We start from the raw sequence: 19,112 nt of genomic DNA, 5'->3' as shown, positions 1-19,112 counted from the left end.
CACAACCAGAAATGATTCGCACCGGCTTGGGCCAGTACCAGCAATGGGCGGGCGAACTGCAAGGCAAAAAATTGGCTGTGGTGGTCAATCCCAGTTCGCAATGGGGTGGCTGTCACCTGCTGGATTTACTGCCGACGCAAGGCTTGAACATCCAGGCGATTTTTACGCCTGAGCATGGCATTAGCGGCAGTGCTGATGCCGGCGCTGTGGTGCAAGACGGCCGTTATGCCCCGCTGGCGGTTCCGGTCTGGTCGTTGTACGGCAAACACAAAGGCCCGACAGCAGAGCAATTGGCCGGAATCGATGTGCTGCTGTTTGATCTGCAGGATGTTGGCGTGCGCTATTACACCTATCTGAGTAGCCTGCATTATGTGCTGCGGGCAGCGGCGTCTGCCGGCGTTGTGGTCTGGGTGCTCGACAGGCCAAATCCGAACGGGTCTTATCTGGATGGCCCAACGCTCAAGCCTGAGTTTCGCTCTTTTGTGGGCATTTACCCGCTGCCACTGCTGCATGGCATGACTTTGGGCGAGCTGGCGCTGATGGCCAAAGGTGAAGGCTGGCTGGACAAAGCCGATACGCTGCGGCTCAAAGTGATCCCTGTGGCAGAGTACCGCAGGGAAATGCCCTATGCACTGCCGGTTAAACCCAGCCCGAATCTGCCGAATGCCAAAGCAATTGCACTCTACCCGTCGCTGGGCTTTTTTGAAGCCACAGAGGTTAGTGTGGGCCGAGGCACTGCCGCTCCCTTTCAGCAACTTGGCCATCCCAAAGTGAAGTTAGGCGATTTTAACTTTACGCCGCTCGCAAGCCCAGGCAGTGCCAGCAACCCCTTGGGACAGGACCAGCGGCATTATGGCCAGGACTTAAGGCAGCAACAGACATCAGGTTTTACCCTACGTTACCTGATTGATGCACAGCAGGCCTTTCGCCACGCCGGTCAACCGCTGATCACCAGTCCAGCCTTTTTTGACAAGCTGGCAGGAACTGACGCGCTTAGAATACAGCTGACACAGGGCCTGAGCGAACGACAAATCCGCCAAAGCTGGCAAGCCGAGCTGCAGCAGTTCCGCCTGCGTCGCCGTCCTTACCTGCTGTATCCGGATTACCCGGCGTCTCCCTAAGCTGCAGAGCGTTAAGCTTTTGGAAAAAGCGCAGCCATTTGCATCAGGCTATCGCCTGTCACTCTGTTAATACGCCAGTCATCCAGCATCGAAGCGCCAAGTGATTGGTAAAAATCAATGGCTGGCTGATTCCAGTCCAGCACTGACCATTCCATCCGGCCGCAATCACGTTCGACGGCGAGCCTGGCCAGATAAGTGATCAGCGCTTTGCCAAGGCCAAGCCCACGCTTGTCCGGTGCGACAAATAAATCTTCCAGGTACAAACCAGGTTTGGCCAAAAAGGTCGAATAGTTGTGGAAGAACAAGGCAAAACCAGCCGGCTGGCCCTGATGTTCGGCAATCACCACTTCGGCGTACGCTTTGGCACCAAACAGCGTGTCGGTCAGGCTCTGTTCGGTAGCGACCACCTGGTGCGACAGCTTTTCATACTCGGCCAGTTGGCGGATAAAACTTAAAATCACCGGCACATCAGTCGCTTGCGCCAGGCGTAACTGCACATCAGGTAAAGAGGTCGAAATCAGGCTCATGCTTTATCGTCCATTCAGGCTTGTTGACGGCTATAAAACAAAAGGGCCAGTCGTTTGAGCTGGCCCTTTTGCAGAATAAACCAACCAAATTACTTGGCGCGGCTACGGTACTCGTCAGTACGGGTATCGATTTCAATCTTGTCGCCGATTTCAACGAATGCAGGAACCTGCAGTTCGAAACCAGTTTCAATTTTAGCCACTTTCATTACTTTGCCTGAGGTGTCGCCACGAGCCGCTGGCTCAGTGTAAGTCACTTCACGCACAACGATGGTTGGCAGGTCAACAGAGATAGCGCGCTCGCCGTAGAATACGACTGAACATGGCATTTCCGGCACCAGGTATTTCAGCGCGTCGGTCATGTTGTCCGCTTCGATTTCGTATTGGTTGTATTCAGCGTCCATGAACACGTACATTGGATCAGCGAAGTAAGAGTAAGTCACTTCTTTGTTGTCCAGCATGACTTGTTCGAACTTGTCGTCAGCACGATACACAGTTTCTGCGCCCTGACCAGACAACAGGCCTTTCATTTTCATTTTAACAACAGCAGCGTTACGGCCAGATTTGTTGAATTCAGCCTTCTGAACCACCATTGGCTCGTTGTCTACCATGATCACGTTGCCAGCACGTACTTCTTGAGCAGTCTTCATCATAATTGAAACATCTTCTTGTTAGGAAAAATTGCGCGGTATTATAAGTTGATTTTCCACAAAACGCACGAGGTTGCTGGCAAGATCTTGCTGGCGTGTTAAAAACTGCTGCCAGTTAAGGCTATGCAACTGAATCTGTTCAAGTTGTTGCATGTAGTCTGTCCACGCCAAGCTGATGTCCTGCTCCAGCTCCCAGGCCTGATACAAGCCACGGATCGCCTGCTCTGTGGCCGGTGCAGCACCGACTAAAAACTTCTGTAAAAAAGCCTGCAGTTTTTCCTGGTGGGCGTTTTCCGGCTGGCGGTAAATTTGCCAGACAAAAGGTTTGCCGGCCCAGTGCGCCCGGATAATGGAATCTTCACCACGGACAAAATTGATGTCGCAACAGGCCAGCAGCAAATCGTAATCCGGCTGCGGCACAAAAGGTAAAATGCGCAGCGATAACTGCCCCAGGTCCATCCGCCCTTCTGCCAGTTGTGGGTAGTACGCCTGTAGCTCACGGGCCAGCACTCCTTCAGGCACCAACAGCAAATGCGACTGCGGCCCTTGCGCCAGTTGCGCAAGCCAGTGCTGAATGTTCGGCTGCGAATAGGCAAACAGCGAGATTTTACGTTGGTACTGCATCGCATCCGCGACGCCTATCCGTTGCCAAAACTGCTGCTGCGCATCCGGGTCTGCCGTCAGCGCAGCCAATTGCGTTACTTTGTGCTGTTCACGAATAAGTCCACCGGTTTTGTCAGTAAAACCTGGGAAGAAAAAATACTTTTTCAGCGCAATCTGCGGATGCAGGGACGGCAAGCCGTGGCAATCCGCCACCCAATCTTCCGCGGATAAATACTCCAGGTTCAGCCATAACGGTTTGATGGCCGCTTGGGTCAGCCACTGCAAATAGCTTTGTGGCGCTGCACAGGCCAGCGCGTCCAGCAATAAATCAGGCCTGTCTGCTTCAGACAATGGCGGTAAAGGGCTACTCCAGAGCCGGATACGAACGCCAGCCACCTGCTGATCGGTCAATCCGGTGTCTACGTCGGGGCAAATTTTCTGAAAACTGACTAAATCGTCCACCCACAGGCAGAGCTGCCACTGGTGTTCTGTCACCAACTGGCGGGACAAACGCCAGCAAATTCCGATGTCGCCAAAGTTATCAACGACGGCGCAAAATAAATCACAACGTAAAGACAATTCAACCTCTGGTTTAACTTAAATAAAACGCCAGTATGCTTTTTGCCGTTTTGGCCAGCAAATACAGGCAAATCAGTAACATTAACCACCACAGCAACGCCAAAGCGCGGTACCAGCTTTGGTGGCACCATTGCTTAAAACGGGGCCAGGTACCGGACACCGCAGTCCAGACAGGTAACTGCCGCATTAAAAAATGACTGAACAACAAAAATAACAACGTGACTTCCAATGCGACACAAACCTGCAGCCATAACTCCTGCGCAGCGTTGTAAGGCTGCATCAACAGCAGCACCAACGCCAGCGGGCCGCAGAGCGCAAACAGCAGCAATAACGAACGCCAGGGCTGCAGCCAAAGCGCAAAACGATGAATACGTTGCAGCTGATTTATTGTGGCCATAAGCGTACTAAGCCGGATTCAGCGGTTAAATCCGGCAATAACCAGATTTGTTCAAAGGGGTGCCCTGCCGGCACTGCCACTTTGGCCGGGCAAAATGTTAGCTCGTCTGCCTGCCACTGCGGATGCGTATTGCGGATCACCAGCCAGACCCGGCGGCTGTCATAACTTTTATTGGCTTTGCTACGAATCAGCCTGCGTAGTGCTGTTAACAGACGATCTGCCACTTCGGTCTGCTGCAATACTACAAGTTCATGCAGGGTAGTTGCCGATAAAGGCCGGCCAAGGAACTGCATAGCTTCGGCTTCGCTGCCGTACAAATGGGCGATTTCAAGATCGAGTTTTTGCCCGCCTAAATAACAGGACACATCAGGTTTGGCCGGCTCGTTATGCCAGATATGCTGCATTTTGACCGCAAAGCGGCGCTGATAGGCCCGCATAAAATAACGGGCCGCCTGATGCTCCAGTGCCAGCTTCTCGTCATTGCCATTACGAATTGGCCTGTTCGCGTCAAACTCCATCCGGTTTGTCCTGCAAGCCCAGTTGATGCTGAGCTTTGAGCTGCTGATAGCCGCCAGCATTTTCCAGTTGGGTATAACCCAGCTTTTTCATCGCCTCCAGGGCTAAGGCGGAGCGACGGCCACTGCGGCAGTACAACTTCACCGGAGTTGTTTTATCCGCGATCAGTGTGGTGATTTTTTCAATCTGATCATGCGGCAGGTTCAAGGCACCGTCCAGATGACCGGCCTGAAACTCTTGAACAGAACGAACATCCAGCCAGACCACCTCTGCAGCCAAAGCTGAACCGGCCCACCACAGCAGTAACGCGCAAATTATCGCTTTCATCATTGCACCTCTTGTAACAGTTCCTGGATCACAGGGAACACCGACCCAACAAGCAACAGCGCCATCAGCAGATTAAACAGACGCCGGTACAGTGGCTGATTTAAATACTGTTTCAGCCAGGCACCAAAGCCAAGCCAGACCCCGACGCAAGGAAAAGCCACCAACAAAAAGGCAGCGCAAATTTGTAATAAATCGCCAAAGGGGTGCAGGCTTTGCAGGGAGATAAAGGCCGCAACAGCACCTGAAGCCATAATCCAGGCTTTGCCATTGATCCACTGAAATGCCGCCGCCTGCCAAAAGCCAAAGGGTTTGGCATGCCCGCTTTCAATTCGGGTCGGGCTGGCACTGCCAATTTTCCAGGCCAGATACAGCAGGTACAGCACACCAGCTAATTTGATGTAAAAATGCAGCGCTGGCCATTGTTCAAACACCAGACCAAAACCTAAACCCACCAGCAGCACCATCAGCGGAAAGCCAAGGCAGATGCCAAATAAATGCGGCATGCTGGCGCGAATGCCGTAGTTCAGGCCAGACGATAAAATCATAATATTGTTGGGGCCAGGGGTAATAGTGGCGGAGAAGGCAAAAAACAGTACGGCCTGAAATACATCCATCGGGTTTATTTCTGTATCGGATCCAAGTTCAGCTCAGTGTACCGCTTTGGCTCAAGTTTGTACCAGAGCTCTTTGCGTTCAAGCGGTGTCGCCGCAGGCAGCAGCGGGTTTTCCAGTTCCAGCAAATGCCGCTCATTGAGTTTGAGCTGCTGAATGTCCTCAGCAAAATGCTGCACAAACAACAAATCGAAACTGCCATCGGCGATGGCTTTCTCCAGGCCTTGTTCAATCAGTGCCGCCAGGGTGGCTTGTGATGGCGCGACAAAAAAGTACACAGCCCCAGGGTAATGCAACAACCAGTGCTGCTCCACCTCCAATGCGGCGCCTTGTTGCTGGTAGCGGCTTAATTCAGGGATGATTTCAGTGACGGCACGCGGTACGGCGTCCACCCGGCCTTTGTCCAGCATCTGAAACAAGGTGGGGTAATCGGAGGCCGCCTGCACGCTGAATCTATGCTGGCGCAGAATTTGGGTGTCTACCCAGTCATGGCCCTGCGCCAGAATACGCTGCTTAAAGCGTTTTACCGGCAACTCTTCGCTAAACAACTCTTGGTTGCCCTGGCGGATCAGCAATGCCCGATAGGCGCCCAAGCCTTTCATTAACGGAATACGAACGGGCAATAAGCTGGCTTCTTTTTCTTTTGAGGTCATGGTCCAGACAATGTCGACTTCACGCTCTTGTTGCAACAAAGCAATGGCCCGGCTTTTGGATAAGGTCTGACTGGTTGGTTGCAGCTCGGCTTTGATGGCCATTTTGTCGAGTGCCAGCCGCAATAACGCCAGTGGGTATTCAGAACGCTGATCGGACACTTCGGCCAGCTGCGGGTAACGCAGTACCAAAGGCTCAGCCGCAAACAACGGGGCACTCCACAGCATCAATGCAACCACGACTTTAAACATAAGCACCATAGCTGAACAAAACTAATCTATTCAGTCTACATGCTGTGTTAGAGCTGTGGGAATAAAAAAAACCGGAGCAAGTCGCCCTGCTCCGGTTTATTCGTGATCTGCGTTATGGCTTAGTCTTCGATAAAACCGTCGCGCAGCGCTACAGTGCGGTTAAACACCAGTTTATCGGCGCTGTGGTCTTTATTGTCGGCACAGTAATAACCTTCACGCTCAAACTGGTAAGCCAGTTCGGCTTTGGCCTCTTTCAGCGACGGCTCCACCAGACCTTGTTTTACGACCAGAGAGTTCGGGTTGATCACACTTAAGAAGTCATCCTCCGCGGCTGGGTTCGCGACGCTGAACAAGCGGTCGTACACGCGGAATTCAGCTGGCAATGCCTGAGTCGCTTCCACCCAGTGGATCACGCCCCGTACTTTACGGCCGTCGGCCGGGTTCACGCCCAAGGTATCCGGATCGTACGAGCAAATCAGCTCGACAATGTTGCCGTCAGCGTCTTTGATCACTTCGTCAGCACGCATCACATAAGCACCGCGTAAACGCACTTCACCGCCGCTGACCAGACGTTTGTATTTTTTGTTGGCTTCTTCACGGAAATCAGCCCGGTCTATATAAAGGGTTTTGCCAAACGGCACTTTACGGCTGCCCATGCTTTCTTCTTTCGGGTGATTGTGCAGCTCTAACCACTCCAGCTGGTCAGCCGGGTAGTTGCTGATGGTCACTTTCAGCGGGTTGATCACCGCCATAGCCCGCGGTGCATTGGCGTCCAGATCTTCACGGATACAGGATTCCAGTGCACTGATTTCAATGGTGTTGTCTTGTTTGGTCACACCAATGCGTTTGGCAAACTCACGCAGTGATGCAGGCGTGTAACCACGACGGCGTAAACCGGCAATGGTTGGCATACGTGGATCGTCCCAGCCAGACACATGTCCACCTTCCACTAAAAACAGTAACTTACGCTTACTCATCACCTGGTATTCCAGGTTCAGACGCGAAAACTCGATTTGTTGCGGGTGACATGCAATGGTGATGTTGTCCAAAATCCAGTCGTACAGACGGCGGTTGTCCTGGAACTCCAGCGTACATAACGAATGGGTAATGCCTTCCAGCGCATCCGAAATGCAGTGAGTAAAGTCGTACATCGGGTAAATGCACCACTTATCGCCGGTCTGGTGGTGATGGGCAAATTTCACCCGGTAAATCACCGGATCGCGCATACACATAAAAGGCGATGCCATATCAATTTTGGCGCGCAGCGAGCAGACGCCTTCCTGAAAGCCACCGTCACGCATTTTTTCAAATAACGCCAGGTTTTCTGCCGGGCTGGTGTCACGGTACGGGCTATGCCGGCCTGGTTGAGTCAAATTGCCACGGTACTCACGCATCTCTTCAGCGTTCAGGAAGCAGACATAAGCCAGACCTTTATTAATCAGCTCTACCGCATAGCTGTACAGCGTATCGAAGTAGTCTGAGGAATAACGCACAGCGCCATCCCATTTATAGCCGAGCCACTGCACATCCTGCTGAATGGAATTGACGTAATCGATGTCTTCTTTTTCTGGGTTGGTATCGTCAAAGCGCAGATTGCATTTGCCTTGATAGTCGACTGCAATGCCGAAGTTCAGGCAAATAGATTTGGCATGACCAATATGCAGGTAACCGTTTGGCTCAGGCGGAAAACGGGTTTGCACTGCGCTGTGCTTGCCAGAAGCCAGGTCTGCATCAATGATTTGACGAATAAAATTGCTGGGGCGATGTTCAACGTCCGCCATAGAAAAAGTCCTTGTGAATGCGGTAATAACCAAGCGATAGATGGGCCGCATTATAACAGCAGAAATGCACGACGCTAGGGCTGAACACTGCAGAACAAGCAAAAGCCGTCAGCGTCGCTCAGATTAGAATCGGTCTGACACCATCAGCTGCACTTCCCAGGGATCCACTCCGGGCACCGAACTGATTGGAGTGGATAAATCCAGGTGTACCACATGGTGGTTACTCGACTTGCTGGAGAAAATTCGCAGCCCTGCCCCTATGCTGCCAAGCCACTGGTCACTGATATTGGCCGACTGTAAATCGGCGTTGCTGTCGAGCGGGCCTGACGCCACCCGGCCGCCCCAGGCCCGGCCGTAGTCGACAAAACCAACAAAGCCAAAATCCAGTATCTGACGCCAGCTCCAACGTGGGTACCAGCGCAGTTCAGAGCTCACTACTGCGCTGTTCAGGCCATGTTGAAATTGTACAGGGTAGCCCCTTAAACCGGTTTCGCCGCCAAGTTCCAGCGGTTGTTCGGCGTAATTACGGTTGCGGGAAATCAGGTCAGCCTTATTCATCCAGGTCCAGTTCTGACCAAGGCGCCAGTAATCTTCAACCTGAAATGACCACTGATGAAAATCACCATCGCTGACGCCTGCTATCCAATCCAGTTTATTCTGTGTCAGGGTGACATGCTGATGCCAGGCCCAGCCTTTGGACAGCTCCGCTAACACCCTGCTGCCACTGTCACCGGTCAGCACTCCAAGCTTCAGCTGGGCGCGCCAGCCCAGATTAATGTCTTCTGGCCGGCCGATAAAATACAGGTCCTGCAGCACCTGATAAGCAAACTCTTTGTACTCGAGCCCAGTCCAGATGAAATTGCGGCGTCTGTCAGCGGGTGCCGCCTGCGGGTCCAGCCCTTGGGGCATGTCAAATTGCCAGTCTTCCCGCGTTACCCCCGCCAATACACGCCAGCTGGTGTTGTCGACAAAACGCCATAAATAGCCTCCCGACAGTTCTGCCAGCTGATGCTGACTGAAGAAGCTACGCTCCAGCTCGCCGTTGTGATACACCTGTTCCAGCTTGCTGTCATCCAGCCACTCGGTGTGGGCCATCCACAGGCTGTCATCCAGATAAAAGGGTTTGTCGAGTGCAATATGGTAGGTGTTGCCGTCATCATTGTCGGTCAGTTCCAACAACAGATAGCTGTGGTCCGGGCTGGCATCCGACAACAGCTGCAACGGCGCTTCAACTTTTAACTCGTAACCTGAGCGCAAGTAATCAGACTGGTACTTTAATGACGTCCGGACACCATAACCCAGCAGGTTATCTTCTTTAAAACCAAAGGAATATTTATTGTGGCCACTGCTGCGACCAAAGCCGACTGCAGGCAACAGGCTCCAGTTATCCCAGCTATCCACCTGCACTTCGACGTCCTGATCACAGTCGCCAACCCGCTGCACTTTGGCGTCATTGATATAGGACTTGTCACGCAGCAGGCGCTCGGCTTCGGCTAAATCGCTGGCTTTAATCGTATCCCCTTCTTAAAAGGGCAACTCGCGGCGGATAGCCGACACTTTGGTTTCGATATGCATCCAGTTGGCAAACTCGTGTATCCAGAATGAGTCCTCTGCAGTCTCATCAAAAATCGGGTGGTTATTAATTTGCAGCCTTTTAATCCGAATGGTCGGCTGCTCATCTTCCGATGCGGGCACTTGCTGATGCTGGATCTGTGGATTTGGCTTTTGCCGGACCAAGCGGCACATTTCAGTCAGGTCAACTTCCTGTTGCGCTGCCATTGCAGCGAAGGGCAAACACAGACAACTGACTACCCCTATTCTCATAGATCACCTCTGCGGCAAGGTGCCAGAAAATCGAGCCTGGATTGATACAAGGACGTACTGACGTTAAAAAAGCCTAACAAGGTGTGAAATAAGTAGTCCTGGCTGAGTGGTTGCTGCTGTTGCTGCTTCAGGCAGTCTTTATCCAACAGCTCCGTATCTGCTTCGTCGGCAGACATCCACCAGATCATCGGAATATGGGTTTGCGCCTCTGGCGCCATCCAATACGGCAAGCCGTGCAGATAAACGCCGTTTTCGCCCAATGATTCGCCATGGTCGGACAGATACAACATCGCGCTGTCGTAGCCCGTCTGCTGACCCAGTTCGGCAATCACCGACGCCAGCAACTGGTCGGTCGCCACTATGCTGTTGTCATAGGCATTGATAATCTGCTCAGGGGCACAGAGCTGAATTTGTTTGTCGGTGCATTCAGGTAAAAAGTGCTTGTCGGCGGCAGCGCTGCGGCGGAAATATTCCGGGCCATGGCTGCCCAGTTGATGCAGCACAATAATACGGTCTACCGCTGTATTCGTCTGTGCAACGGACAGTTGCTGCTTTAGCGCATCCAGCAGCACCGAGTCCAGGCATTGGCCGCCCGTACAGCGTGGGTCGGGTTGCTCAAACAGAAACTCGGAAGGCAGCCGGTCACACACGCCCTTACAGCCTGAGTTATTGTCCAGCCAGTAGGCATCCACGCCGGTCGCTGCCAGAATATCCAGCACATTACTGCTGTTTTTCGCCACGGTTTCGTCGTAGTTGTCACGGTTTTGCACTGAAAACATACAAGGCACTGAATGCGCAGTAGCTGTGCCGCAGGAAGACACGGATGCAAAGCTATAAACCGGCAACTGGTCTAGTAGCGGCGTGGTGTCACGCTCATAACCATTGAGCTTGAAATGATCGGCCCGCGCAGTTTCACCCAGTACCAACACCAGCAGCTTTGGTTTTTGCCCGGCCACGGCTGCTGGGCGGCTGGCGTCTCGCGCCAATACTTCAAACTGCTGCGGCACTGCCGCCTTTAACTGTTTTGCGGCCAGTGAACTTGCCGCGATCACCGGACTGACCGGCAACGCCAGATGCTTCACATCGCGGTAATTGCGGAAAAATGGTGCCAGTTCACTGAACTGCGCAGCCCCCAGTGCAGCAACACTCAGTAACACAACCGCAGTGGCAGCAGCCGAATGCAGCAGGCGTTGCCGCCAGCTCTGCCCCTGAATACGGGCAACCACACAGAGCAGTACAGGGAAAGCCATCCACTGAGCCAGATGCCAGATTAAATCCAGACTCAGCAGGCCGCGAGCTTCCGCACTGTCGGTTTCCAGTGCGTTTTGCAACATATCTTTATCCAACACCACGCCAAAACTATGCTGAAAGTAGGACGCAGCCGCACCGGCAAAAAACAGCATGAGCACCACAGGTTTCAGTGCCCGCCCCTGACCAAACAACAGCACCAGCAACAGGTTCAGTAAAAATACCAGCGCCAGCAAACTGAGTTGTAAGCCAAACTGGCCCGGAATATGGTGTTGCAATGCCTGAAAAAAAGCCTCGTTGAACATTAAGGTCATGGCACTGGCCGCCACCACAGAGAACAACAGCGGATGCCAGCTGTGACAAGGTGCCGCTTCTTTTTTTAGCCATAGCAGTGCCGGAAAGCGGAGTAGTGAATCAGACATAACCTTCCCTCAAGGAGCTTTGTGTCGCATTCTGCCCCGGCAGATCAGCCATAAATGCGTAGATAAAAGAACAGCAACACCAGCAAAGCCAGGCGCTGGTTATATCGTGCGAAATAAAATGAGCGCCGCGCAGTTGCTGCACCAGACCAAGACCAGTACCCAGCAGCAGCGCTCCGAAAAGAGCGGTTTTGGCCCGCGCGGCTGAACTGTCGCGCCAGTAGAAATAAAGCGCCAACCAGCCAAAGCCGGCGCTGGCATGCCCCGCCGGGAAACATTGGCCAAGTACTGCACCAGGTGCCGGGCTATGCCACAGCCAGTTAAACGGCTGTACGCCGCCAAATGCCTGCAAATCCCATGGGCAGGCGGCCGGTAACGCCTTTTTGATAAGCGCAACCAGGCCGAAACTCAGCAGCAGCGATAGCAGCAAGATACAACTGGCTCTGCGTTGGTCTGACGCCGTCAATTGCCGCCAGATGCAGATCACAAGCACCGCCATCACCATCAGGGTATTCAGTTGACGGGCACTGGAATGCAGCACATCTTGCAGCAACCAATGCTGTTGCAGCGCCCAATGCCCGCCTTCGAGCCGGTAATAAAATCCAGCCACGGAAAAGTCATACCCCGCGACGTAAAACAGGCTGAATAACAGTGTAAACAGCAAGGTTGGCAGGGCTATCAGCTGACCAAACAGCTGGGCTCTATTGAACAAAGACAAAGCGTTACTCCGGATCCTGCGTCTATGCCTTCACACTACTCAGTCAGACTTAAGAAATGCTTAAGAGAAAATTTATTTAGCCGTCACCCGAGAGGCCGTTGCGCCGACTGCCTCACAGCGGGCGTTCCCCGGATAGCGCTGCTCGCGATAAAGAAATGAAGGCAGCTGCACCTGCGCCAGCGCTTGTTGCTGCGCCGCAGGAGACACCGGCTGTGTCGACAGCTTTAGCGTACGGCTGGTTTGGTCATAGTTGGCCGCCACTGCGGAGCCGTCAGGCTTCAGAATAGTCAGTTGCTGCTCTGTCATCAGTGCAAACAGGTTATCGAACTGCAGCAAGGCGCGGCCCGGACTGCTGGGGTCGGCGACAAAATCGCGGCCCAGCATGGGATGGCAAGCCGACACGCCAGCCAGGCTGAGTAACGTTGGAGCCAGATCAATCTGACTGGCCAGTGGGGTGATATGGCGGGGTTCAAGATCCGCACCCAGGATCAGCCCAGGAATACGGAACTTCTCCACCGGCACCAGATTGCTGCCGTAGACCCGATTATCATGGTCCGCGACAATTAAAAACAGTGTGTCTTGCCAGTACTCACTTTGCCGGGCTTTGGCGATAAACTGCCCCATGGCCCAGTCGGCATACTTGACGGCGTTGTACGCCGTGGCCTTCGGCTCTTGGTACAAACTGATGCGGCCATCAGGGAATTCGAACGGTTCATGATTACTGGAGGTAAAAATCAGGCTGAAAAACGGCTGGTCTTGCTGATGTAGCTGGGTCAGTTGTTGATGAGCGGTGTTAAACAAATCTTCATCACTGGCGCCCCAACTGCCGACCAGCACTGGGTTTTTAATCTGCGGTAAATCGACAATCTGGTGAAAGCCATTGCCGGTAAAAAAACTGCGCATATTGTCAAAATGCGCCTCACCACCATAAATAAACTGGGTTTGGTAGCCCTGCTGTTGCAACACAGACGCCAGAGTAGCAAAACCGCGCTGACTGTTCGACAGCTTGACCACTGACTGCGCCGGGGTCGGCATAAAACCGGCCACCACGGCTTCAATGCCGCGCACAGAGCGGGTGCCGGTGGCGTAGAGGTTATCAAACCAGATGCCGTCTGATTTCAGCTTCTCAAGCTCAGGCGTGACCGCAGCTCCGCCGAGCGACTGTACAAAAGTAGCGCCCAGACTTTCCTGCAGAATAATCACAATATTCTTTGGTTTTGGCCGTTGCACTGCCGCTTGTTGCCAATGCAAGGTAGGTAATTCAGGGTTGGGGAAACTGTATTTTTGCAGCCAGGGCCAGTTCCGGCTCAGCTCCAGCATGGTTTTGCTGTCGAGCTTGCCATAGACATCCGTACTGCGCTCTTCATGGCGTAACGAATAAAGCGCATAGAGCACTGAATAACCCGAGTTAATCACCAGAGAATTCACCATGGCATCACTGGTAATGGCAAAAAACGCCGGGTTGGCCGGTCTGTGGTCCGTGGTGGAACGAATACCGGCAAATACCAGCAATACCATCAATGGCCACAACAACAGCCTGCGTTTTAACGAGCCCAGCTGCTGTTCGGCTGGCGCGACCTTTAACAGGCGTGCCAAGCCATACCCCACTGCCAGGGTCGCAGCGACACCTGCGATCAACACAGTGCGAAAGCCCTGCCATAACGTTGAAAACACTTCTTTAGGGTACTTCAGGTATTCAATGTACAAGCGGTTGGGCCGGATATCGTATTGCTGTAAAAATGCCGGAGTCGACAGTTCAAGAAACACAACAGCCACCAGCGCCAGCAGGCTCCAGAGGTACGTGGCTTTAAACCAGAAGTGCTGCCAGCGCGACTGGGCTAAGGGCAGCGCCAACAACACAGGTAAGGCTGCAAGCAGGCAAAGCAAAATCAAGTCCGCCCTTACCCCTTGCAAAAAAATCGGGCCGATATCGGCCACCGCCAGCACCCGGTCGGATTGCCAAAGTACCAAGCCTATGCGGCTTGCACTCAGCAAAACCAAACCCAGCAGGATCATTTTCATCAGGTAAAGATAAGGGCCGCACAGCATGGCCAAGGTGTTTTTTTGTTTTATTTGAGTCATCTGAAGTCAGTTCGTTAATTACTACAGCACCAAGATAAAACCCCAGCCTTAAGAAATCCTTAAGGCGGACTGGTTAGGCTCTGCGCAACTAAAGGAGTCCTTATGAAACCAAACCAACAAGGCCTGCGCCGGGTGCTGAACGCGTCTGTCTATTCCTGGCAAGGCTTAAAAAGCAGCTGGCAGTCGGAAGCCGCTATACGTCAGGAAATTGTGCTGATTGCCCTGCTGACGCCTGTTGCTTTTCTGCTGCATGTCAGCGCGCTGGAACGGGCGGTATTGCTGCTGAGTTTGTATCTGATTTTGGTGACGGAGCTGATCAATACCGCCATTGAAGCTGTGGTGGACAGGGTCGGCGCCGATTTTCATCCGCTGAGCGGTAAAGCCAAAGACGTCGGCTCCGCCACTGTGCTGGTGATGATGCTGTGTACCGCGCTGACCTGGGCCTGCATTTTGTGGTCTTAACGAAATGCGAGCGCCCCATCAACACCGCAGTCAACGCCAGCTTAAGCTACGCAACAGCGACCATCTCTGCCGCATTTTGTCATTGCGTTTATCAACTTAATGTTTCCCTGGGATGACTGCGCATTGGCGAACAACCAGGTTAGCATTGGGCTCTCCCCCCTCAGATTGAGAAACCCGCTATGCACAACGCAACCGACCTGATCCAGCGCCAGCTGGATGCTTATAACACCAAAGATATTGACGCCTGGCTTGGCACTTACGCCAAAGACGCCAGACAGTTTCATTTGCATGGCGACTGTTTTGCCGAGGGCCATGCGCAACTACGTGAACGCATGCTCAGCCGTTTTCAGGAACCCGATCTGCATGCCCGGTTACTCAACAGGCTGGTCATGGGCAATCTGGTGGTGGACAAGGAACTGATCATCCGCAATTTACCGGAAGGCAAAGCTGAGGTTGAAATGCTCTGTATTTATGAAATCAGAGACGGCCTGATCCAGACCGCCTCTTTTGCCATGACTGAGCCACGCCTGATCGGCGGTTGAGTACAGGCTAATTGCTGGTTAATGAAAGGCTGAAGCATTACCACAGCACTTTGGATCAAAACTCAAACTCCAGAGCAAAACGGATGGTTTTGTCCACGGTTTGGTTGTCGATGGCAAATACCACGGCCGCTTCCCACTTCAGCTGTTGCATGGTGCTGAATTTATGCACCCCCATAAAACCAGGCCCTGCACCTTTGTATTTCTCGCCACTATAGAGCTCAATGGAAGGCTGCAGGGCTGGCAAATAACGGTAACGGTACTGAGCGCGAAACTCAGATTCAATTTCATCTTTTAAGGTCTGGCCCCACTCATACACCAACAAGGCATTTACGGTCAGGCTGGTTGGGCCGAATTCTTTTTCCACCAAGACACCGGTAGTCAATTCATAATTGTCGTCGTTGTTTTGCCGCTCCAGTTCAAACAGCAACGCCCAGTCCGCACTGTATTGGCCCTGCTCTGTCAGCATCCAGCGCAGCTCCGCTTCATAACCAGACAGGCGGTAATCGTCCGGATGGATACGCTCCGCATTTAAGTACAATTCCAGCGCCATCCGGTCCGAGACTGAAAAACCATAACCGAGCTTCTGCCCCATCGCATTGTTATTTGGATGGTCGGATTGGCGCTGATAAAAATAGCGGTATTCAAACTCGCGCTCCAGCGCATTCACATAGGGATGGTAGACCTTGTCCACCACCCGACCATCGGCCCAGGCCAGCTTTGTGCATAGCGCCAGCGTCAGCACCATCAGCATCTGATTAGCCTTCATCAGAACCCTCCCGCATCCACAGCAGTACTGCCAGCGATGCCATCAAAAAAACCAACAGTTGCGCCAGACTCGGCGTGGCTTCATAACCCAGCAACGCCTGCAACAAATAGCCCAGCTCCGACGACTCGTTCAGCCAGCGTTCGGTGTCCCACAGCAAAGGCCCGGGGTTAATCACGTCCAACTGGGTGGCAAAGGTCACCGCCATCACCGCCTGACGGGCACAGAGCAGCGCCAGCACCAGTCGCCAAATCCAGCGACACGGCACCGACACCTCAAGCAGCAGGTAATACCAAAGCACCGCAATACTGCCATTAATCCCCAGCGCTAAAGCGGTGCCGGTGGCAATGGCCTGCCACTGGCTGTCGCCATGCAGAAGGCCACTGCCAAACAGGCTGAGGTTTAATAAATGAATGCAGCACAAAACGGTGATCGACAGCGACAGCGCCCGGCGTCTGTACTGGCTGTATCTCGCCGCGACCAGCAACGCCGTGGTCCCCAGCACGTACAACAGACAATAGCTCCAATCCAGCCCCATCCCATCCAGACTACTGAGCAGCGGGTCCAGAAACCACCAAGCAGGCAACAGCAGCAGCGCCGTTTGCAGCAGCACCGGCAACAACAAAGCCCGCAGGCCAGGTTGCAGCCAGGCCAAAGCGAAGCTGAGCAACATCACTAAAGGCAGTAATTCCCGCAGCCACATCAGCAGACTGTTAATCATGGCTTCGGCTCCCGTTTCTCCCATTCAGCCGCCGGCAGCGCTATCAGCGTGCCCTGCGCACTGTCCGGGTTAAATTCACCAAAAAACGGGTACTCGCCAACCTCCAACGGCCCCAAATACAACACGGCAGAGCGTCGCCCCAGAATGACCTTTTCCCGGTTAAGACTGAAGCTTTCAAATTCTTCCGGCGTAGGGTCCAGGTTGCTGACTTTCAGCCGGAATTTTTGCCCAGCTGGCACGTACAACACCGAAGGGTTGAACAGATGTTGTTTGATCTCGAGTTCAAACTGCAGAGGGTCAGCCAGCGCCTTACCAGCAAGCAGCAGAAAAAACGCCATCAGGCGTTGCAGCCTGATCATAACGGCAACTCCACTGTCACTTTCAGGCCTGTTGGCCACTGGGAATGACTAAGCCAAATCCGGCCCTGATGCAGTTTGACCAGCTCTTTCACAATGGCCAGACCAAGGCCCGAGCCCGGTGTGCCTGACTGATGCCGGTCGCCACCCACCCGATAAAAGCGGTCAAATGCCCGCTCAAATTCCTGCTCTGCCATACCTGGTCCGTTATCTTCCACTTCCAGCCGTGCCATATTGGGCATCCGGCTTAACTTCAGTTGCAATTGCCCTCCTGCCGGTGTGTATTTACAGGCATTACCCAGCAGGTTACTCATTAATAATTTCAACGCAAAAGGGTCGGCCCGCACTGTCAGTTGCTCTTCGCCAAGCAGCTCGATTTGCTGCTGCTTTTTTTCCAGCTGCGGGTATTGCTCGGCAATGACTTCACGGCACAGCTCAGCCCAGTCCAGCGGCTGCATTTGCGCCTGAAACACCTCCGGATTGGTGCGGTTCAGCAGCATGATCTGTTCAATCAGCTGGCTCATACGTTCCACACCTTGCTGCAACTGGGCCATTGAATGCTGACCTTGCTGCTGGCCCGATTGCTGCCAGGCTGACAAGGCATTATGCAGGTTAATTTGCAGCGTGCTCAGCGGGTTACGCAGTTCATGCGCGACGTCTGAGGCAAAACGTTTTTCCCGTTCAAAGGCATCGTGTAAGCGGGTCAGCAGCTGATTGGTGGTGTTGAGCACCTGCTGTAATTCTTCCGGCACGGCGGGTAGCTTGACCGGAGTTAAGTCGTTGGCTTTTTTGCTGGCCAGCTGCGCCGAAAAGCGTTTTAGCGGCGCCAGCGCCCGGCTGACCACCAGCCAAATTAACAAGGCCTGCAAGGGTAAGCTCCAGAGCACAGGGTAAATAGACGCGATCACCATCTCGTCGGCCAGTGACTGACGCTGCTGCAAAGGCTGGGCCACCACCACCCACCAGTCATCCTGAGCATGGGCGTAAACACGCCAGCGTTTGCCGACAAAGTTTTGTTCGCTAAAACCGGCGGTCTGGGTGATCAGGTGCTGTGGCGCTAAGGCGCTGGCAAAGCGCAGCTCTTGCCGCTGCCATAACTGGATGGCCAGGCTTTCCAGCCCCTGCGGGCTTTTAGCCCCCACATTGGCTAAGACGGCAGCCGAAAGCAACTGCAAGTCCTGGTCGAATAGTTGTTCGGAGCGGTCAACACTCTGGCGATAGCTTTGCACCGCGGCCAGAAAACTGGTCAGCGTCAGCAAGGCAATCAGAATGGTCAACAGGTAATGGCGTACAGAACGCATCAGTGCTGGCTTACGCTGTAGCCCACCCCTCGGATGGTTTTAATAAAGCCATTTGGCAGCTTTTTGCGCAAATTGGAAATATGCACTTCCAGCGCATTGCTGGCGACTTCTTCACCCCAGGCATAAAGGCTGGCTTCCAGTTGTTCACGGGTTTTTATACGCCCCGCCGATTCCATCAGCGCTTTGAGCACCATGTATTCGCGGCGGGACAGGTCAAGTGGCTGTTCCGCCAGAAACACTTGCTGCTGGCTGCTGTCGAGCGACAGCTCGCCCACCCGCACCATCGAGCTTGAGGCGGTGCCAAGGCGACGTTCAATCACCCGAAGCCTGGCGAATAACTCAGCCATGGCAAAAGGTTTCACCAGGTAATCGTCGGCGCCTAAATCCAGCCCGCGGATGCGGTCGTCCACACCGTCGCGGGCAGTCAACACCAACACAGGTAAGCGGGATGCTTTTTGACGGGCAAACTTGAGTACCTCCAGCCCATCCATATCGGGCAGGCCGAGATCCAGGATCACCGCGTCACAGTCGGAAGTGCGGATCACCATTTGCGCGTCGCGGCCTGTGCTGACCGCATTGACGACAAAGCCCTGCTCTGTCAGCGCCAGTTGCAGCGCCTGACTCAGCGCCGCATCATCCTCAACCAGCAAAATCCGCATCCAAGC

At 53.6% G+C, this 19,112-nt stretch carries 22 protein-coding genes; 3 read left to right on the top strand and 19 right to left on the bottom strand.

What is annotated here, in order from left to right; genetic code table 11:
• Nucleotides 1-11: 11 nt before the first annotated feature.
• Nucleotides 12-1,121: an exo-beta-N-acetylmuramidase NamZ family protein gene (locus ACFO3I_RS04375; protein ID WP_377332068.1), complete on the top strand. Its 1,110-nt coding sequence runs from the start codon at nt 12-14 to the stop codon at nt 1,119-1,121.
• Nucleotides 1,122-1,132: 11 nt separating this feature from the next.
• Here ACFO3I_RS04375 and ACFO3I_RS04370 read toward each other — a convergent pair whose 3' ends face one another.
• The 14 genes from ACFO3I_RS04370 to ACFO3I_RS04305 form a co-directional block, all read right to left on the bottom strand.
• Nucleotides 1,133-1,648, bottom strand: a complete 516-nt coding sequence (locus ACFO3I_RS04370; protein WP_377332067.1) for a GNAT family N-acetyltransferase — start codon at nt 1,646-1,648, stop codon at nt 1,133-1,135.
• 89 nt (nt 1,649-1,737) lie between these two features.
• Complete coding sequence (gene efp, locus ACFO3I_RS04365; RefSeq protein WP_465269131.1) at nt 1,738-2,298, bottom strand: elongation factor P; 561 nt, start codon at nt 2,296-2,298, stop codon at nt 1,738-1,740.
• An 18-nt stretch (nt 2,299-2,316) separates the two neighbouring features.
• The gene (gene earP, locus ACFO3I_RS04360; RefSeq protein ID WP_377332065.1) at nt 2,317-3,477 is read right to left on the bottom strand and encodes an elongation factor P maturation arginine rhamnosyltransferase EarP; all 1,161 of its coding nucleotides are present in this window, start codon (nt 3,475-3,477) and stop codon (nt 2,317-2,319) included.
• Between the two features lie 13 nt (nt 3,478-3,490).
• A complete protein-coding gene (locus ACFO3I_RS04355; RefSeq protein ID WP_377332064.1) occupies nt 3,491-3,874 on the bottom strand; it encodes a hypothetical protein in 384 nt (127 codons plus the stop codon).
• Nucleotides 3,862-4,392, bottom strand: a complete 531-nt coding sequence (locus tag ACFO3I_RS04350) for a hypothetical protein (protein ID WP_377332063.1) — start codon at nt 4,390-4,392, stop codon at nt 3,862-3,864. Before ACFO3I_RS04350 ends, ACFO3I_RS04355 begins: the two co-directional genes overlap by 13 nt.
• Nucleotides 4,382-4,720 carry a rhodanese-like domain-containing protein gene (locus tag ACFO3I_RS04345; protein WP_377332062.1) on the bottom strand — a complete coding sequence of 113 codons (339 nt, stop codon included), beginning with the start codon at nt 4,718-4,720 and terminating at the stop codon, nt 4,382-4,384. Before ACFO3I_RS04345 ends, ACFO3I_RS04350 begins: the two co-directional genes overlap by 11 nt.
• Entirely contained in the window at nt 4,717-5,331 is a 615-nt protein-coding gene (locus ACFO3I_RS04340) for a LysE family translocator (RefSeq protein ID WP_377332061.1), read from the bottom strand. The genes ACFO3I_RS04345 and ACFO3I_RS04340 overlap by 4 nt, the downstream gene beginning before the upstream one ends.
• A gap of 5 nt (nt 5,332-5,336) precedes the next feature.
• On the bottom strand, nt 5,337-6,230 hold the full coding sequence (locus tag ACFO3I_RS04335; protein ID WP_377332059.1) for a substrate-binding periplasmic protein: 894 nt from the start codon (nt 6,228-6,230) through the stop codon (nt 5,337-5,339).
• Between the two features lie 119 nt (nt 6,231-6,349).
• Nucleotides 6,350-8,011, bottom strand: a complete 1,662-nt coding sequence (glnS, locus tag ACFO3I_RS04330; RefSeq protein ID WP_377332058.1) for a glutamine--tRNA ligase — start codon at nt 8,009-8,011, stop codon at nt 6,350-6,352.
• 123 nt (nt 8,012-8,134) lie between these two features.
• Nucleotides 8,135-9,454 carry a ShlB/FhaC/HecB family protein gene (locus tag ACFO3I_RS04325; RefSeq protein ID WP_377332056.1) on the bottom strand — a complete coding sequence of 440 codons (1,320 nt, stop codon included), beginning with the start codon at nt 9,452-9,454 and terminating at the stop codon, nt 8,135-8,137.
• Between the two features lie 81 nt (nt 9,455-9,535).
• The gene (locus ACFO3I_RS04320; protein WP_377332055.1) at nt 9,536-9,835 is read right to left on the bottom strand and encodes a hypothetical protein; all 300 of its coding nucleotides are present in this window, start codon (nt 9,833-9,835) and stop codon (nt 9,536-9,538) included.
• Complete coding sequence (locus tag ACFO3I_RS04315) at nt 9,832-11,505, bottom strand: phosphoethanolamine transferase (protein ID WP_377332053.1); 1,674 nt, start codon at nt 11,503-11,505, stop codon at nt 9,832-9,834. The genes ACFO3I_RS04320 and ACFO3I_RS04315 overlap by 4 nt, the downstream gene beginning before the upstream one ends.
• Nucleotides 11,498-12,220, bottom strand: a complete 723-nt coding sequence (locus tag ACFO3I_RS04310; RefSeq protein ID WP_377332051.1) for a phosphatase PAP2 family protein — start codon at nt 12,218-12,220, stop codon at nt 11,498-11,500. The genes ACFO3I_RS04315 and ACFO3I_RS04310 overlap by 8 nt, the downstream gene beginning before the upstream one ends.
• A 72-nt stretch (nt 12,221-12,292) precedes the next feature.
• Nucleotides 12,293-14,302, bottom strand: a complete 2,010-nt coding sequence (locus ACFO3I_RS04305; RefSeq protein WP_377332050.1) for an LTA synthase family protein — start codon at nt 14,300-14,302, stop codon at nt 12,293-12,295.
• 102 nt (nt 14,303-14,404) lie between these two features.
• Here ACFO3I_RS04305 and ACFO3I_RS04300 point away from each other — a divergent pair, with 102 nt between their 5' ends.
• Both ACFO3I_RS04300 and ACFO3I_RS04295 read left to right on the top strand, forming a co-directional pair.
• A complete protein-coding gene (locus tag ACFO3I_RS04300) occupies nt 14,405-14,764 on the top strand; it encodes a diacylglycerol kinase (RefSeq protein ID WP_377332049.1) in 360 nt (119 codons plus the stop codon).
• A gap of 179 nt (nt 14,765-14,943) precedes the next feature.
• Nucleotides 14,944-15,306, top strand: a complete 363-nt coding sequence (locus tag ACFO3I_RS04295) for a nuclear transport factor 2 family protein (RefSeq protein WP_377332047.1) — start codon at nt 14,944-14,946, stop codon at nt 15,304-15,306.
• Nucleotides 15,307-15,361: 55 nt separating this feature from the next.
• Here ACFO3I_RS04295 and ACFO3I_RS04290 read toward each other — a convergent pair whose 3' ends face one another.
• From ACFO3I_RS04290 to ACFO3I_RS04270, 5 genes are read right to left on the bottom strand one after another with little or no spacing between them, the layout of a single operon-like run.
• Nucleotides 15,362-16,072: a hypothetical protein gene (locus ACFO3I_RS04290; RefSeq protein WP_377332045.1), complete on the bottom strand. Its 711-nt coding sequence runs from the start codon at nt 16,070-16,072 to the stop codon at nt 15,362-15,364.
• A complete protein-coding gene (locus tag ACFO3I_RS04285) occupies nt 16,062-16,790 on the bottom strand; it encodes an FTR1 family protein (protein ID WP_377332043.1) in 729 nt (242 codons plus the stop codon). The genes ACFO3I_RS04290 and ACFO3I_RS04285 overlap by 11 nt, the downstream gene beginning before the upstream one ends.
• Complete coding sequence (locus ACFO3I_RS04280; protein ID WP_377332041.1) at nt 16,787-17,149, bottom strand: cupredoxin domain-containing protein; 363 nt, start codon at nt 17,147-17,149, stop codon at nt 16,787-16,789. Before ACFO3I_RS04280 ends, ACFO3I_RS04285 begins: the two co-directional genes overlap by 4 nt.
• Complete coding sequence (locus ACFO3I_RS04275) at nt 17,146-18,447, bottom strand: sensor histidine kinase (RefSeq protein ID WP_377332040.1); 1,302 nt, start codon at nt 18,445-18,447, stop codon at nt 17,146-17,148. The genes ACFO3I_RS04280 and ACFO3I_RS04275 overlap by 4 nt, the downstream gene beginning before the upstream one ends.
• Nucleotides 18,447-19,106 (bottom strand): response regulator, encoded by a 660-nt coding sequence (locus tag ACFO3I_RS04270; RefSeq protein ID WP_377332038.1) that lies wholly within the window; start codon nt 19,104-19,106, stop codon nt 18,447-18,449. Before ACFO3I_RS04270 ends, ACFO3I_RS04275 begins: the two co-directional genes overlap by 1 nt.
• Between the last annotated feature and the right edge of the window lie 6 nt (nt 19,107-19,112).

This window comes from Rheinheimera marina (genome assembly GCF_042654345.1).
In the GTDB taxonomy this organism is placed as follows: Bacteria; Pseudomonadota; Gammaproteobacteria; order Enterobacterales; family Alteromonadaceae; genus Pararheinheimera; species Pararheinheimera marina.
This window is presented reverse-complemented; position numbering and strand designations above follow the sequence as displayed.